This window comes from Zooshikella ganghwensis, from assembly GCF_018263875.1.
GTDB classification, from domain to species: Bacteria; Pseudomonadota; Gammaproteobacteria; order Pseudomonadales; family Zooshikellaceae; genus Zooshikella; species Zooshikella ganghwensis.
In genome coordinates this window covers 168471-182765 of record NZ_JAEVHG010000001.1, presented here as the reverse complement: position 1 = coordinate 182765, position 14295 = coordinate 168471, and the positions used below count along the sequence as shown (strand labels likewise).

Here is a 14295-nt window from a genome sequence, read left to right as displayed (position 1 = left end):
TTCTGTGAGAATAATCAGTCTATTTTTCTAGGTATTTTCTATAACCATGGCCAGTTTTCGCCGGTACTTAGCAAATGACTCTATCAGCGGCAAGCTGCTCACGCTGTTAATTTCAGTGACAGTGTCATTGGTACTTATTGCCTGTGGTGCATTAACCATCACAACCTATTTAATTTCTAAAGAGTACAATATCACCCAGCCCTTACACCAAATTGAAGCATTATTTGGTAACCCTGTATTAATTACCTATCTATTAGAATCCCCTGAGACAAGTAAGCCCTTTCTTGCCAACCTTAGTTCTCTTACCTCACTGCAGTCACTTAACATTCTTGATGCAAATAAAACATCGCTACTTTCTTATCAGAATACAGAGAGCCAGCCAGAACTCAGTACTGAACAAAGTCAGTTAGCGGTTTACCTTCCTCAAAAAAAACAAACCGTCACATTAGTGCTTGCCGCCAAACCTTCTTTATCCAACGTATTAGTCCTTGCTATCCATATTGCAATTTTAGCTATTATTGCTACGGCTGGCTTGATCTGTATCTTAGCTATACGTCGAGTGAAGCATATCATTATCCATCCCATCCTCCACCTGATTGAGCAAGCACACACCATTTCAGACTATGACAACTACAACGTGCGTGCGACCAAGTTTAACAATGATGAAATTGGTATCTTGGCAACATCATTTAATAAAATGCTTAATAAAGTACAAGCTCGAGATCAACAATTGATCAATGCCAAAGATCAAGCAGAAAAAGCCAGCCAACAAGCACAAACTCTTGCCCTGGAAACTCAAAGAACGAATAAAAAGCTGGCTTTAGAAGTTCAAGTACGCACTCATATAGAACAAAAGCTAACGGATTTAAAAAAATACTTAAGCGATATCATTGACTCTATGCCCTCCGCACTCATCGCCATTGAGCAATCCCAGCATATTCAGCAATGGAACAAACAAGCCAGCACACTCTTTGGTATAACTGAAAGTGACGCCTGTGGTAAGTCTGTCTACGAAGTGATTACCTGCTTAAAAAAACATCAGGATACCATTAGTAAGGCTTTAGCACTTAATCAAGCCCAAACAATAGAAAAAGTTGCTATCAAACATCCCAGCCAGGAAGTGCATTATTTCGATATTGTTGTTTATCCCCTGACCTACTCAGCCTCAGCCAATAACTCATCTAAAAAAGGCGCTGTTATTCGGTTAGACGACATTACCCAACGTCTTTTTATTGAAGAAGCCATAGTACAAAATGAAAAAATGATATCCGTTGGTGGCTTGGCTGCTGGAATGGCTCACGAAATTAACAATCCATTAGGAGGGATAGTTCATAATGCGCAAAATATTCAACGACGCTTATCACCCAGTTTAATCAAGAACCAAGAGCTGGCCGCAAGACTGCATATTGATATTCAGTCATTGAACCAGTATTTAGAAGAAAGGGGTATATCTCGCTTTTTAAACAATATACAAGATGCTGGACAAAGAGCATCTAAAATAGTCAATAACATGTTGCAGTTCAGCCGAAGAAGCAACCGTGTCCTACAACCCACTCAACTAAATACACTTATTACACGCACACTTGAAATTGCCCATAGTGACTTAGCCATCAAACAAAGCATTGAGCTTAATACTATAAAAATCAGAACCTATTTTGACCCTCAGCTGGATAAAGTACCTTGTATTAGCAATGAAATTGAACAGGTTTTATTAAATCTCATCAAAAATGCTGCCTATGCTATACACCAGCGTTCAAGCCCTCTAACAGAAGGGTTAATAAATATAAAAACCGAGCGCAAAGAGCAGCAAGCACTTATTATTGTCGAGGATAATGGTGTTGGTATGACAGCTGATGTCAGAACCCGAATTTTTGAACCTTTTTTTACAACAAAAGAAGTAGGATCAGGAACAGGTTTGGGATTATCGGTTTCTTATTTTATCATTACCAATAATCACAAAGGCAAGATGCAAGTCAGATCAACCCCTACAGAAGGCACACGGTTCACCATTAGTTTGCCCTTAGCAGCATCTATTGCAGCATAATTCACAAGGAGTATAAATCTCTCATGATGCTAGGGCCTGTTAACACTATTTGAATATCACTGTTATGACGGTAGAAGCACTAATCTAGGCGCGAAGTGTGAAGTTTAGTTGTTCTAAATAAATAATGAGCAACAACGAGTAGTGCTTTTACCGTCATCACCCTTCGGGCCGTGATTATTTTTCCACCTAGCAGTGTTACAAGTCATTTATGTAGAATGACTACACGGCATTCCTTGTGCCTTGCTAAGCGAAAAAATAGTCTACGGCAGTGGTGATTCAAATAGTGTTAACAGGCCCTAGGCTAAAATGCCAACCTATCACCAAAACTGCCAAGCCTGCAGCCCATACTACAAGTGTCCTCATCAGCAGATCTCGGATAGCCATAAGCTCTTCAACTGCAAGCTGCTGTTGCTCTCGCCAATGATTTAGCTTTACAAACTCTTCCAAGTTCAGTGGCAGTGATAGTGCTTGGAGTCCACAGCGGGCAACAAACTCTCCTGGCTTCTCTGTCCAGTTTGCCCAAATATGTCTTAACTCATGGTAAGCACCTGCAAAGTTACCTGAAAGGGTAAATGAAGCTGCTAACAACCTGGCTGGCAACCACTCGAGTAAATAAAGACAGTCCCAGGCTATTGAAGCACGAACCAATGCAGGACTATGCTTTTCCATATAGTCAATATAAAGCGCATTCAGTCTATATAGCAATGCAGCCCATGGCCCTAATAATACAAACCAAAATACGACTGTAATTAATTGCTGTAGGGCATCATAAAACAATTGACGCCTTAAAAGAATGTATTGATTTTCTATACCTGTGACTTGCTGTTGAGCAAACTCTGGGAATATTTGTTCCGTTCGAATAAAAAGTGTTTCAGGGTTTGCTGTGCGCATAATCGCTAACACGCGATCAAGACGTTTTACAAACCCATGCCGACCAAAACTATAAAGTAAAACTAGAACATTTAATAAAACTAAAGGCGCATTCCATAAAAAACCTTCAAGCAACCAGGTTAAAGCCGCTAATCCTAGTAATGGAATGCTCCAGGCAAGACACCAAAGTCGTACATCAGGTACCAGCTTTACCTTAAACAAGCGCATCAAAAAACTTAACCACTGGAAATACCAGCTGTCATGATGAATTGATTCTCGCCATCGCTTTAATTGACAGCACCCAAAGGCAATAAATATTTCCAAAAAAAGCATTGTCGCCTCGCTGGTTTTATTGTCCGTTTTTTGTCAGCAGCCGCTTAAAATATTTCCAGTCAAACGCAGGTCCTGGGTCCGTTTTTCGTGCTGGAGCAATATCACTGTGCCCCACAATTCGCTCCATTGTAATACCAGGGTAATACTTTATTAATGTTTGTGTTATTTTAGCTAATCGCTGATATTGAACACTTTCATAAGGCTGGTGATCAGTACCCTCAAGTTCAATACCTATCGAAAAATCATTACAGTTTTGTTGTTCTAAGAATGCAGACTCCCCTGCGTGCCATGCTCTTTGATCAAAACGAACAAACTGAACTACATCACCTTTCCGACCAATCAATAAGTGAGCCGATACTTTCAGGTTCGAGATTTCTAAAAAATAAGGATGATCATTGGGATTAAGCTGATTAGTGAAGAATTGACGTATAAAGCCATTACAGTATTGGCCTGGTGGTAACGAAATATTATGTATAACAAGTAAGTCAATAGTGACTGAGGCAGGACGACTGTTACAGTTCGGGCTTGGACAAAACGTTGCCCCCTCAATGAGCCCATTTTCAATTGTTTCAAACACAACAAAGCCACCACACATGATTAGACATCATGTGTTAGGCTATCATAAGCAAAAATAAGATTCTCTCAAATATACCCTACATAAATGATGTTAGGCTTTCATTTTACGCAGGTTACCAATAACTGACTGAAGCGCTCGATCAAATAGGAGGTCGTCATCTAGCAGCGTAATATTGCCATTTTCAATATCTAGTGCTAAATCTAAATGGGTTTTTTCAGCTACCTTAACACCCGTACGGTTAACAAAAATATACTTACCATTAGGCTTAATATAGGCCGCTAGCTTAGCTCGATAACGATTTTCAGTTGATTGACCAAACTCTACCCAACTACCCACTTTCAATCTTTCTAGCTTCGCTAAACTGGCATCACTGACTAAGGGCTTTTGTTTGTCTTGTAACTTATTACCTTCTGCCTTAACCCCCATAGCGGCCATATTGGCTGTTTGCATTTGCTCAAGCGGCTGCCCACTTTCTGCTGACGTCATTGCTTGCCCCTTTTCATTATTATCTTGAGCTTGTTCAGCTTTTTGCCTTGTGGACTCAGGCGCAACAGGTAACTGTGGAGGAACTTCTGACACCACTTGTTGTTTAATTTGTGGTTGGTCAGTGGCTACTGGGCTTACTTCAGTTTCTTGCGTTGGTCGAGGAGTCCTCAGGCTTTTGATTTGCAAATTTCTGATTTGCACAAAAAGCTCTTTCATATTGAAAGGATCATACGCAATACTGGTCAAACCTTCCTTGATCTTTTTCATTAAAGGAGGGACAAGTCTCAATAATTCTTTACGTTCTTCTACACGCTGATGCGGTGTAATACTCCATAATAACTGGTCCATCGTTTTTACTGCATCCTGCCAGGCCTTTGACTCCTCTCCCTCTTTAAGGTAAGCCAGAAACATGACATTACTCCATGCATCTGTCAGCAAGTTTGTGACAACTTCAGGCACTTGTCCTTTAACTAACCGCTCCTGTATTGTTTTATCAACAGTATCTCTAGCCACCTCAGATCTTGCTTTACCTTCTTCAGCATCTTTTGTGCGCTGCTCAAGAATACCTGCGCGATGCCGCTCTTTTTCAAGAAACTGGGTAAAGTCATCTAATAGTTCTTTGAAAAGCTCAACATTATCAGTGAAATCATTAAGTATCCGTTGAACAATTTCATCCGTTTTTTTGTAAAGTGCTTGCTGAGCTTGATCATCACGCTCATCACAACCGAGTGCCGCAGCAGCCATCTCATTCAACAGTTTGCGGGCAGGGTGAGCGGCTTTGCAAAATACCGCCTTGTCAATGATAGCAACTTTCAGTATTGGAATTTGTAAGCGGCCAATGAGCGCCTTAAAGTTTTCAGGCAAGTTTCGATCATCAAGAATATACTCAAAAACCAGTGATACCAGGTTGATTACATCCTCATCAACCTCACCAAGGGATTTATGCACTTGTTGCTGAACGACACCTCGCACCTGTACAGCTAAATCCGTGTTCTGCATATCAGCCAGACGTCCCACTTGAAAAATTGGCTGATGCTGTAGCTGAGAAAGTGCCGACATGAGTTGCCCATGATCGATCACAGGTTGATCAGATGCTATTGCTGGTTGAACCTGTGGGCGAAAATGCCCCAATAACCCACGCAATTCATTAAAAAACTCTTGAGCCAGATGATACTCTGTAGCCCCGTCCCCGCCAGCAGCTGAAAAGCCTGTGTCACCTCCAGCCTGGTCACTTGCAGAGGTTTGCGTCTTTCTGGATGACGACAATGTTGGTCGCTGACTGGGTCTACGCGCTGCCTGAGCTGATGTCAGGTGAGGCATTACACCTGCTGTTTTCAATAGGTTATTAGCATCACTGTAATACTTATCCAGCTCACCAAGCACATATTTTTCAAACAGCTTGAATATGACAAGCTTAATTTTGATTTCAGCATCAATGGATTTACAGGCGTGAACAAAAGCAGTACAGAGAGAGTGCGGACCAAGTGGATTATTTTTGTCATTTATAGTTTGCTGAGGAACTAGACTGTCAATACGGAGAGATAAGTGCATCAAATTCATGCTGACATCATGATTTAGCACTTTAGAAACCATTGTTTCAACCGCAACAGCTTCTTCTAAATCATCATTTTGTACCAAAGAAAGTGCATCAGCACTAAAGCTATCATAAGCGAGGGTTGCAGACTGGTCCTTAGCTTTAACAAGTTGAGTGAAGTTACGCTTATACTCTTCATGAAAGGTTGAAATAATAGAAGTACGCTTTAAACGAACCTCACGCATAGCTTCAAAAAATGCGTTTTGCTCTGCGTTACTGCCAGCACGATCAGCCCGCTCAAACAATACATCATCAACATTTTCAAACAAGTTGCCTAGTGCACTACGTAAGTGATTGTTAAAGCTTTCAGAAAGCTGATTTAGAAGCGGTGAAAGTCTTGCATTCAATGCAGTTGAACCACCCTGATTAGAAATCTTACTTATCGGTACAACTTTAGACTCATGGTTCATATTCTGCATCTCCGTACTAAACCAAGCACTACTTTGAAGTGATGCGTTACTTACTGATTTGTTTCACTACATAAGCAAGTATAAGTTATTAGCGCCACATTCCCTGAAGTATCACGTTCCTAACAAAGCAGGCTCTAACCCTCCTGATAGAATCATTTCCCGGACTAATAGGAGAAAAAAGTAAACTGCCTAGTCAATTATAGCGTTAATATTGTCGCAAAAAGATCACAAAAAGAAAATATTGGTGAATCAGTCACATTTTTGTAGGTTTTGTGCCATTTTTATGTCTTTACTTATTTCATCTAAACCATCAAAATGACACGTTTATTTTGATTTGCTATAACACTGGTAGATAAAAGGCCAAAGCAGCACGATAAGAGTTCATTCTGGTCACTGTAAGCAAAAAGTTTGTGTCCCCTAAATAAGCCCTCCAAAAGCAGGCAAACACTTCACTATCTCTTATTTACAGCAATAAGCTATAAAAAAGACTTACGCTATTTCAAGTTTATATACCTTACAAGCTATCCTACCTACTCATCTATCTGCGCAAAACAAAGGATAAAAATGCAACGAGGGAGCTATTGTGGTGTAAGCATCCAACATATTTCATACTTTAAGCTATTTGTAATACTATAGAATTTGCGTTTTCGACAGCCTACGAGAGCTTTTGATGCAAACCAACCCTCACAGTAAACTCGGCAAAGGCATGATGATTGCCGGTTGGACAATTGCTTTACTAATATTGACGTCGATCTTTGCAAAGTTTGAGTCATCACAAAACAATCCTAACCAACAGCTTGAAGTCACCCAAACAGTGAATGGCGAAGTACAAGTTCATTTAAAACGAAATCGTTATGGTCATTACGTGCTGACAGGGCAAATAAACCAACAAGATGTCACCTTTCTGGTCGACACTGGTGCTACTTACGTTTCAGTCCCTGAAGCTGTAGCAGAACAGCTTGGCATGATTAAGCAAGGACAAGGTTATGTTCAAACGGCGAATGGAACAGTAACTGTTTACTATTCAACCATCCGACAGCTCACTATTGGTGATATCGAGCTTTATGATGTCCCCGCTAATATCAATCCCCACATGGATGATGATGAAGTTCTTCTTGGTATGAGTGCACTTAAGCACGTAGAGTTTACTCAGCGTGGTAATACATTAATACTAAAAACGTCTTCATAAAGACATCCTGTTTTTCGCTCGCTATACTCTTGCCCATACTTTCTATTCATCACTAAATACCCTTAATTGGCTATGTATTCCAATCAACAATTGCAAGACAGTATTGACCAAATCACCACTTTTGCCCTTGCCGAAGATATCGGCAATGGTGATATTACCGCAAACCTTATTCCTGCTGACGAAAATGCAACAGCCACTATAATTTCTCGTGAAGATGCTGTTATTTGCGGACGGCCTTGGGTCGATGCCACATTCCATAAAGTAGACTCGACAATAAACACCCACTGGCAAGTCAACGAAGGTGAACACGTTACACCGAATCAGCTGTTGCTCACGGTATCTGGTCCTGCTCGCAGCTTATTAACTGCAGAACGTACAGCCCTTAACTTTTTACAGACGCTGTCAGGCACTTCCACACGTTGTAGCCACTACGCCAAACTAGTAGCTCACACAGAAGTGAAACTACTTGATACCCGTAAAACACTTCCTGGCTTACGGCTAGCACAAAAATACGCCGTTGCCCAAGGTGGTTGTTTTAACCACCGCATTGGTTTGTACGATGCATTTCTTATAAAAGAAAATCACATTGCAGCTTGTGGTAGTATCTCCGCAGCTATTAAAAATGCTCAGGCTTTAAACTTAGGGAAAAACATTGAAGTTGAAGTGGAAAATTTAGATGAACTGCATGAAGCCCTGTCCGCTAAAGCAGACATCATCATGCTGGATAACTTTTCAATTAGTGACTTACAGCAGGCTGTTTCCATCAATAAAAAACAAGCGAAGCTTGAGGCCTCAGGAAATGTAAGCAAAGAAACCATTATAAGTATTGCAGAAACAGGTGTTGACTATATATCCATTGGCGATTTAACCAAAAGCTGCCAAGCCATTGATTTATCAATGCGTTTTCAATAACAAACTGTCTGCATACCACCAATCAGTCACTTTTTTAGCTACTATGACATCATAATTTGACTGGTGTATTAAAAAAACCCTTCACTAAGGGTATATACTTTACACATCTCTTTTTAATCAGCGCTACCCATAATATGGGTAGTACTAACCAACGGTTTAAAAACAAAATATTCTATGAAAAAAATCCTTGTTACTGGTGGCGCTGGCTATATCGGCAGCCATACGTGTGTAGAGCTACTTAATGCAAACTATGATGTCGTTGTTGTTGATAATTTATGCAACAGTAGTAGTGAAGCCCTTAACCGTGTTCAAAAAATTTGTAACAAAGAGCTTACTTTCATCAAAGCGGATATACGTGATAAAGAAAGCATGGAAAGAATCTTCAAAGAGCATTCTTTCTATGCCGTAATCCACTTCGCTGGTCTAAAAGCCGTTGGCGAATCAACTCAAATACCACTGACCTACTATGAAAACAATATTACTGGCACGCTGAACCTCATCCAGGTAATGCAGCAACATAAAGTATATAACTTCGTTTTTAGCTCTTCTGCTACGGTCTATGGCGATCCTGCAAGCCTTCCTATCACTGAAGACTTTCCTCTTTCAGCGACAAACCCCTATGGTCGCTCAAAACTTATGATTGAAGAAATTCTAAGAGACCTTTATCAAGCAGAGCGTCATTGGAATTTAATAATACTACGCTACTTTAACCCTGTTGGCGCCCATAAGTCAGGACTCATTGGGGAAGATCCACAAGGTATACCCAACAACCTGATGCCTTTTATTTCGCAAGTAGCTATTGGTAAGCGTGAAAAACTTCATGTATTTGGCAATGACTATGATACAAAAGATGGCACAGGGGTAAGAGACTATATACATGTGGTCGATTTAGCCAGAGGCCATGTTAAAGCGCTCGAAAAAATTCAGGAAAATCCTGGATGTAAAGCCTATAATTTAGGCGTAGGTACAGGCTACAGTGTACTTGAAATGGTCAATGCATTTGCAAAAGCCAGCGGTAAGCCTGTCCCATATGATATCGTTGCAAGAAGACCTGGAGATATCGCTGCCTGCTACGCCAATCCAGATTTATCAGCCAAAGAATTACATTGGAAGGCTGAGTTAGGATTAAAAGATATGGTAGAGGATACCTGGCGCTGGCAGGAAGGGAATCCAGGGGGTTATTAAAACTTATAAACCTTAGGTATTTTCTATTGTTACATGTTGGTTTTGTAACTACATCCTACCCATTATCAGAAAAGAGCAACAGTGGTATTTTCACTAAGAAATTAGCTGATGCTCTTATTAAACAAGGCTGCAATGTTACAATTGTTACTCCAGCAGACTCCTCTACAAACTCAAAAAAACTAACAAAAAATATACTACTGATTAAATACGCACCTTCGTTCTTAAGAAAATTGTGCCATAATCCAGGTGGAATTCCTGCAGCCTTGAAGCAAAATAAACTGAACTATTTTTTAATCCCCTTTCTGTTAGCAGGAATTTTTTTATTATCAATTAAAGTTGCAAAGCAAGTGGACATCATACATGCTAACTGGGCGATTAATGGACTTTTATGTGGCATTTCCGCATTTATTTTAAGGAAACCTTGTATTACAACAGTAAGAGGTGAAGACATCAATCAAATAACTGAGTCAAAAATTCACTATTTAGTCGTACTATTATGCTTACAACTTAGTAGCAAAGTCGTATGTGTTAGCAAAAACATATTAAATAAACTTGTAAATAATTACCCAAAATACAGTAACAAACTAGTTTGTATTCATAATGGTATTGATAACAGTTTTTTTCAACCATTAAAGCTCATAAATACTAGCAATAAAATTCAGTTACTTACTGTTTCCAGCTTAACAAATTTAAAACAGATTAATATTATACTTGAAGCAATTAGTCTGACAAAAAAGAATATATTTTTAACTATAGTTGGTAGTGGACCTGAAGAAAAAAATCTCAAACTACTTTGCAAAAAATTAAATATTGAGAGCAAGGTAAAATTTGAAGGCGCAGTTAAAAATGACCAATTACCCAGCTATTACAAAAGAGCTGATATATTTATCCTAGCGAGTAAACGTGAAGGCAGACCAAATGTAATTCTTGAAGCGTTTGCATCAGGAAAAGTCGTAGTTGCTAATAAAACAGCGGGGATAGAAGATATAATAACAAATAATAAAAATGGGATACTTTTTAAGTATAATAGTGCCGAAGATTTAAATAATAAAATTGATTTTATTATTTCAAACAAAAAAATTGCTCATACTTTACAAAAGAATGCCGTAAGCTATCTTAAGAAAAAAAGGCTAAATTGGGCAAATACCGCAGATCAATACATAAGTTTATATAGACAATTATGTGCGGTATAATTTTTGCTTATAACCCTGACGAAAGTAATTACGATCTTAAGTATCGCGTAGAGTCCTCACTACACCAACTACATCACCGCGGCCCTGATGAGCAGAATATTATTCATGCTGATGCCTTCCTGGGACATACAAGACTTTCAATTATCGACTTAAATGATAGCCATCAACCTATGGTTGATCCTCATAACAGGTTTTACCTAACTTATAACGGAGAAATATACAACTACAAATCTCTAAGAAAGTACCTTGAAAGTGACTGGAAGTTTAGAACACAAGGAGATACAGAAGTTTTACTTGCCGGCCTTGTAAGTCATGGAGAAATGTTCATTAGCCAGCTCGAGGGTATGTGGGCTTTCATATTATGGGATAAATTGAAAAAAAAAGTCCTTTTATCTAGAGATAGAGTCGGAAAAAAGCCACTCTACTACTTTACCAACCAAAATAAAATATTCGCCTCATCAGAGCTACCAGCACTTTTAAAATTAATAGACTTCACTCCTAAAGAAGATATAGAGTGTACAATTGACTACTTTAAATATGGGTATTACCTCCCTGGATACACTGCTTATAAAAATATCAATGAAATACTACCAGGTCATTATGCTATATGGTATCCCTATAAGGAAATTGTAAGGAAACAGTATTGGAGTATTAACTACTCAACTTTAGAAAAGACACAAGCCTATGATAATACTAGTGAACTTAAATCCCTTTTAACTGAGTCTGTAAGAAAAAGAATGATCTCTGATGTGCCTATTGGAGCTTTTTTATCTGGTGGAGTAGACTCATCTATTATTTGCTCAATCATTACAAGCCAACTCAAAAATGACTTAAAGACCTTTTCAATCGGCTTTAAAGAAAAGTCATTCGACGAAAGAAAATATTCAACTCTAGTAAGTAATTACTTAAACACGGAACACCACTTAAAAGTAATCGAGTCTTTAAATTATGAAAGTATTAAGTTACTCATTAACAAACATATAGGTCAACCCTTCTTTGACGCATCAATAATACCGACAGCAGAAGTATCCAAACTTGCTGCCTCTCAGGTAAAGGTAATTCTTAGTGGAGATGGCGCTGATGAACTTTTTTCAGGTTACCAACGATATCAGGCTAGAGTTATATTACAGTGGTATAGTCGTTTACCCCCTTACCTTAAAAGAAACACTGAGAAATTAATAGCGTTATTACCATCACCATTAGCACACCATAGTCGGAGTATTATAAAAAAAGCCAAGCTATTTATTGAAACTTTAAATCGTCAAGATGATGAAACACCGTATATTGGATCAAGACTTTTCACAAACCAAGAGATCAAACTTTTGTTAGGCGTAAAAAATTTAGATAGTAAAGATAAAAATTTTTTCAAGTATTCATGTGGTTATGATGATATACATACTATGATGTTTATGGATTCTTTAGTATACTTACCACAAGATATTCTGCTTAAGGTCGACCGAGCAACAATGGCTAATTCAATTGAGGCAAGATGTCCTTTTTTAGATCACTCAATTATTGATTTTGCTTTTAAATCACATATAAAATCACATAGATCCTTATTTTCAGGAAAAAAAATCCTCAAATCAAATTTTAGACATGATTTACCACAAACTATCTTCACTCGAAGAAAGCAAGGTTTTGGCTCTCCAGTTAGCTATTGGTTTAAATCAGACCTTGGGTCAGAATTAAGTAAAATGTTACAAAAAAATAGTGTTCATAATAGTCAGGTTGTTGACCAAATGATAAGTAAGCATACATTAGGTCAAGTAGACTACGGTATAAGGCTCTGGTCAATCTATACTTACTTACTATGGAAAAATTTTCATTTTTAACTAGCTACTATAAGCCAAAGCCAGGAGGACTTTGCAAAAGGTATTTTAGAGCAATCAGTGCCCTTCTTGATAGAGGGCATACTGTGCATTATATTTCGACTGAACCCTTTCCAATATCACACAGCAACTTATTTTTCCATAAGATACCATATAAGTTGAACACTAGTGGCTTTTTATTTTGGATCTATTTTACTATTATTACTGTCGTATATTCAATAATTATAACTAACAAGCACTCAATTGATAAATTTTTCTCATTCCATTATTACTATACCTTACTATTTAAACTAGCCACCAATCTATTCAAAAAAGAAAGTCATTTATTTATAAGAGCCGATTCAATAACAAATAATAGGATACTTAACAAATCAAAACTATTAATTTATTTTGAAAAGTTATTAGAGGGCCTATCCATTCACAATTCATTCATATATCCTGTATCTATAACACTTGAAAAAAATATAATCAACAGACACAAAATTTTAAAGCCTTTATACTCACAAGTACTTTATAATGAAATTAAAACACCTTACTCTCACAGCAAAGTACCCAGTGACACTTTAAGGTTTTGTTTTGTTGGCATATTAGAACCTAGAAAACAACCATTAATGCTTGTCGATATATTTAATACTTTACAAAAAAAAAATTGCATTCTTAATATTTATGGAAAAGGCCCTTTAGAGGATCTTATAAAATCATCGATAAAAAATAATAAAATAATTTATAAAGGATGGGTAAGATCTGATAGAATTTGGATAAACAATGACATTCTTCTTCATCCTTCACTCCATGAAGGGTGTCCTAATTCCGTACTTGAAGCAATATCAAATAATACATTAGTCATCGCTTCAGATATTGAAGAGCATAGAGAAATTATTCCTAGAGAACAACTCATTTTAAATCAAAAAGATTCTTGGACGAAAATAATTTTACAATTAACAAAAAATAGACTAGATAATTCACAGCAAGAAAAAAAATCTTCCTTCCTTTGTTTCAACTGGGAGCACGCCATCTGCTCAATCCTCACAGAGAACCAAAATGTTTGACCTTGGAGAAAACTGGCATAATTTTTCAAAAAACACTAATTCAGCCAGAATTAAAAACGCAGAAAACTCACTAAAACAAAAATTCAATCTAGACAATATGAATGGCCTGACAATTTTAGATATTGGCTGTGGTAGTGGCATTTTTATTTGAGCAGCCTATAATCTAAGAGCAACAGTCACTTCAATAGACATCAATAAAAAGTGTATAGAGTGCACAAAAATTTTAAAGGAAAAATACTCTAATAAAAGCCAAAATTGGGTTATAAAGCAAGCAGACTTTACTAATAGTGAAGTCGTCAAACTTATTACTCCACACGATATCATATACTGTTGGGGTGTATTACATCATACGGGTAAAATGTGGGAATGTTTTGAGAAGTTTTTTTATTAGCTAAAAATGATAGCTTGTTATATAGCTATCTATAACGACCAAGGATTTATCTCCAAAATATGAAAAGAAAACAAAAATCGATTATAATAGCAACACCTTTTCAAAATACACAATAATTTTTTACATTACTTCCTATTCAAACCACTATACTAATAGCAAAAGGGTCTTTGAAACACTTTAGTCCTTTTTACTATTTTAAGGATTCAAACAATCCAAGAGAAATGAATTTTCAC

General features: G+C 37.6%; 11 protein-coding genes. 8 read left to right on the top strand and 3 right to left on the bottom strand.

Annotation, left to right across the window (positions count from 1 at the left end):
* Positions 1–46 precede the first annotated feature (46 nt).
* Positions 47–2044 carry a HAMP domain-containing sensor histidine kinase gene (locus KHS79_RS00760; RefSeq protein WP_212715828.1) on the top strand — a complete coding sequence of 666 codons (1998 nt, stop codon included), beginning with the start codon at positions 47–49 and terminating at the stop codon, positions 2042–2044.
* A gap of 276 nt (positions 2045–2320) precedes the next feature.
* On the opposite strand, the gene ampE is transcribed toward KHS79_RS00760, so the two are convergent.
* The 3 genes from ampE to KHS79_RS00745 all read right to left on the bottom strand — a co-directional run bounded on the left by ampE (position 2321) and on the right by KHS79_RS00745 (position 6314).
* Positions 2321–3247, bottom strand: a complete 927-nt coding sequence (gene ampE, locus KHS79_RS00755) for a regulatory signaling modulator protein AmpE (protein WP_212715826.1) — start codon at positions 3245–3247, stop codon at positions 2321–2323.
* 16 nt (positions 3248–3263) lie between these two features.
* Positions 3264–3824 carry a 1,6-anhydro-N-acetylmuramyl-L-alanine amidase AmpD gene (gene ampD / locus KHS79_RS00750; protein WP_325167621.1) on the bottom strand — a complete coding sequence of 187 codons (561 nt, stop codon included), beginning with the start codon at positions 3822–3824 and terminating at the stop codon, positions 3264–3266.
* Between the two features lie 90 nt (positions 3825–3914).
* Positions 3915–6314: a DUF1631 domain-containing protein gene (locus KHS79_RS00745; RefSeq protein ID WP_212715822.1), complete on the bottom strand. Its 2400-nt coding sequence runs from the start codon at positions 6312–6314 to the stop codon at positions 3915–3917.
* A gap of 670 nt (positions 6315–6984) precedes the next feature.
* Between KHS79_RS00745 and KHS79_RS00740 the strand changes: the two genes are divergently transcribed.
* The 7 genes from KHS79_RS00740 to KHS79_RS00710 all read left to right on the top strand — a co-directional run bounded on the left by KHS79_RS00740 (position 6985) and on the right by KHS79_RS00710 (position 13822).
* Complete coding sequence (locus KHS79_RS00740; RefSeq protein ID WP_212715820.1) at positions 6985–7503, top strand: retropepsin-like aspartic protease family protein; 519 nt, start codon at positions 6985–6987, stop codon at positions 7501–7503.
* Between the two features lie 72 nt (positions 7504–7575).
* Positions 7576–8415: a carboxylating nicotinate-nucleotide diphosphorylase gene (gene nadC, locus KHS79_RS00735; RefSeq protein WP_212715818.1), complete on the top strand. Its 840-nt coding sequence runs from the start codon at positions 7576–7578 to the stop codon at positions 8413–8415.
* 174 nt (positions 8416–8589) lie between these two features.
* Positions 8590–9600 (top strand): UDP-glucose 4-epimerase GalE, encoded by a 1011-nt coding sequence (gene galE / locus KHS79_RS00730; protein ID WP_212715816.1) that lies wholly within the window; start codon positions 8590–8592, stop codon positions 9598–9600.
* Between the two features lie 26 nt (positions 9601–9626).
* The gene (locus tag KHS79_RS00725) at positions 9627–10793 is read left to right on the top strand and encodes a glycosyltransferase family 4 protein (protein ID WP_212715814.1); all 1167 of its coding nucleotides are present in this window, start codon (positions 9627–9629) and stop codon (positions 10791–10793) included.
* On the top strand, positions 10781–12625 hold the full coding sequence (gene asnB / locus KHS79_RS00720) for an asparagine synthase (glutamine-hydrolyzing) (RefSeq protein ID WP_212715812.1): 1845 nt from the start codon (positions 10781–10783) through the stop codon (positions 12623–12625). Before KHS79_RS00725 ends, asnB begins: the two co-directional genes overlap by 13 nt.
* Positions 12604–13671: a glycosyltransferase family 4 protein gene (locus KHS79_RS00715; RefSeq protein WP_212715774.1), complete on the top strand. Its 1068-nt coding sequence runs from the start codon at positions 12604–12606 to the stop codon at positions 13669–13671. The genes asnB and KHS79_RS00715 overlap by 22 nt, the downstream gene beginning before the upstream one ends.
* The gene (locus KHS79_RS00710) at positions 13664–13822 is read left to right on the top strand and encodes a hypothetical protein (RefSeq protein ID WP_212715773.1); all 159 of its coding nucleotides are present in this window, start codon (positions 13664–13666) and stop codon (positions 13820–13822) included. Before KHS79_RS00715 ends, KHS79_RS00710 begins: the two co-directional genes overlap by 8 nt.
* The last annotated feature ends 473 nt before the right edge of the window (positions 13823–14295 follow it).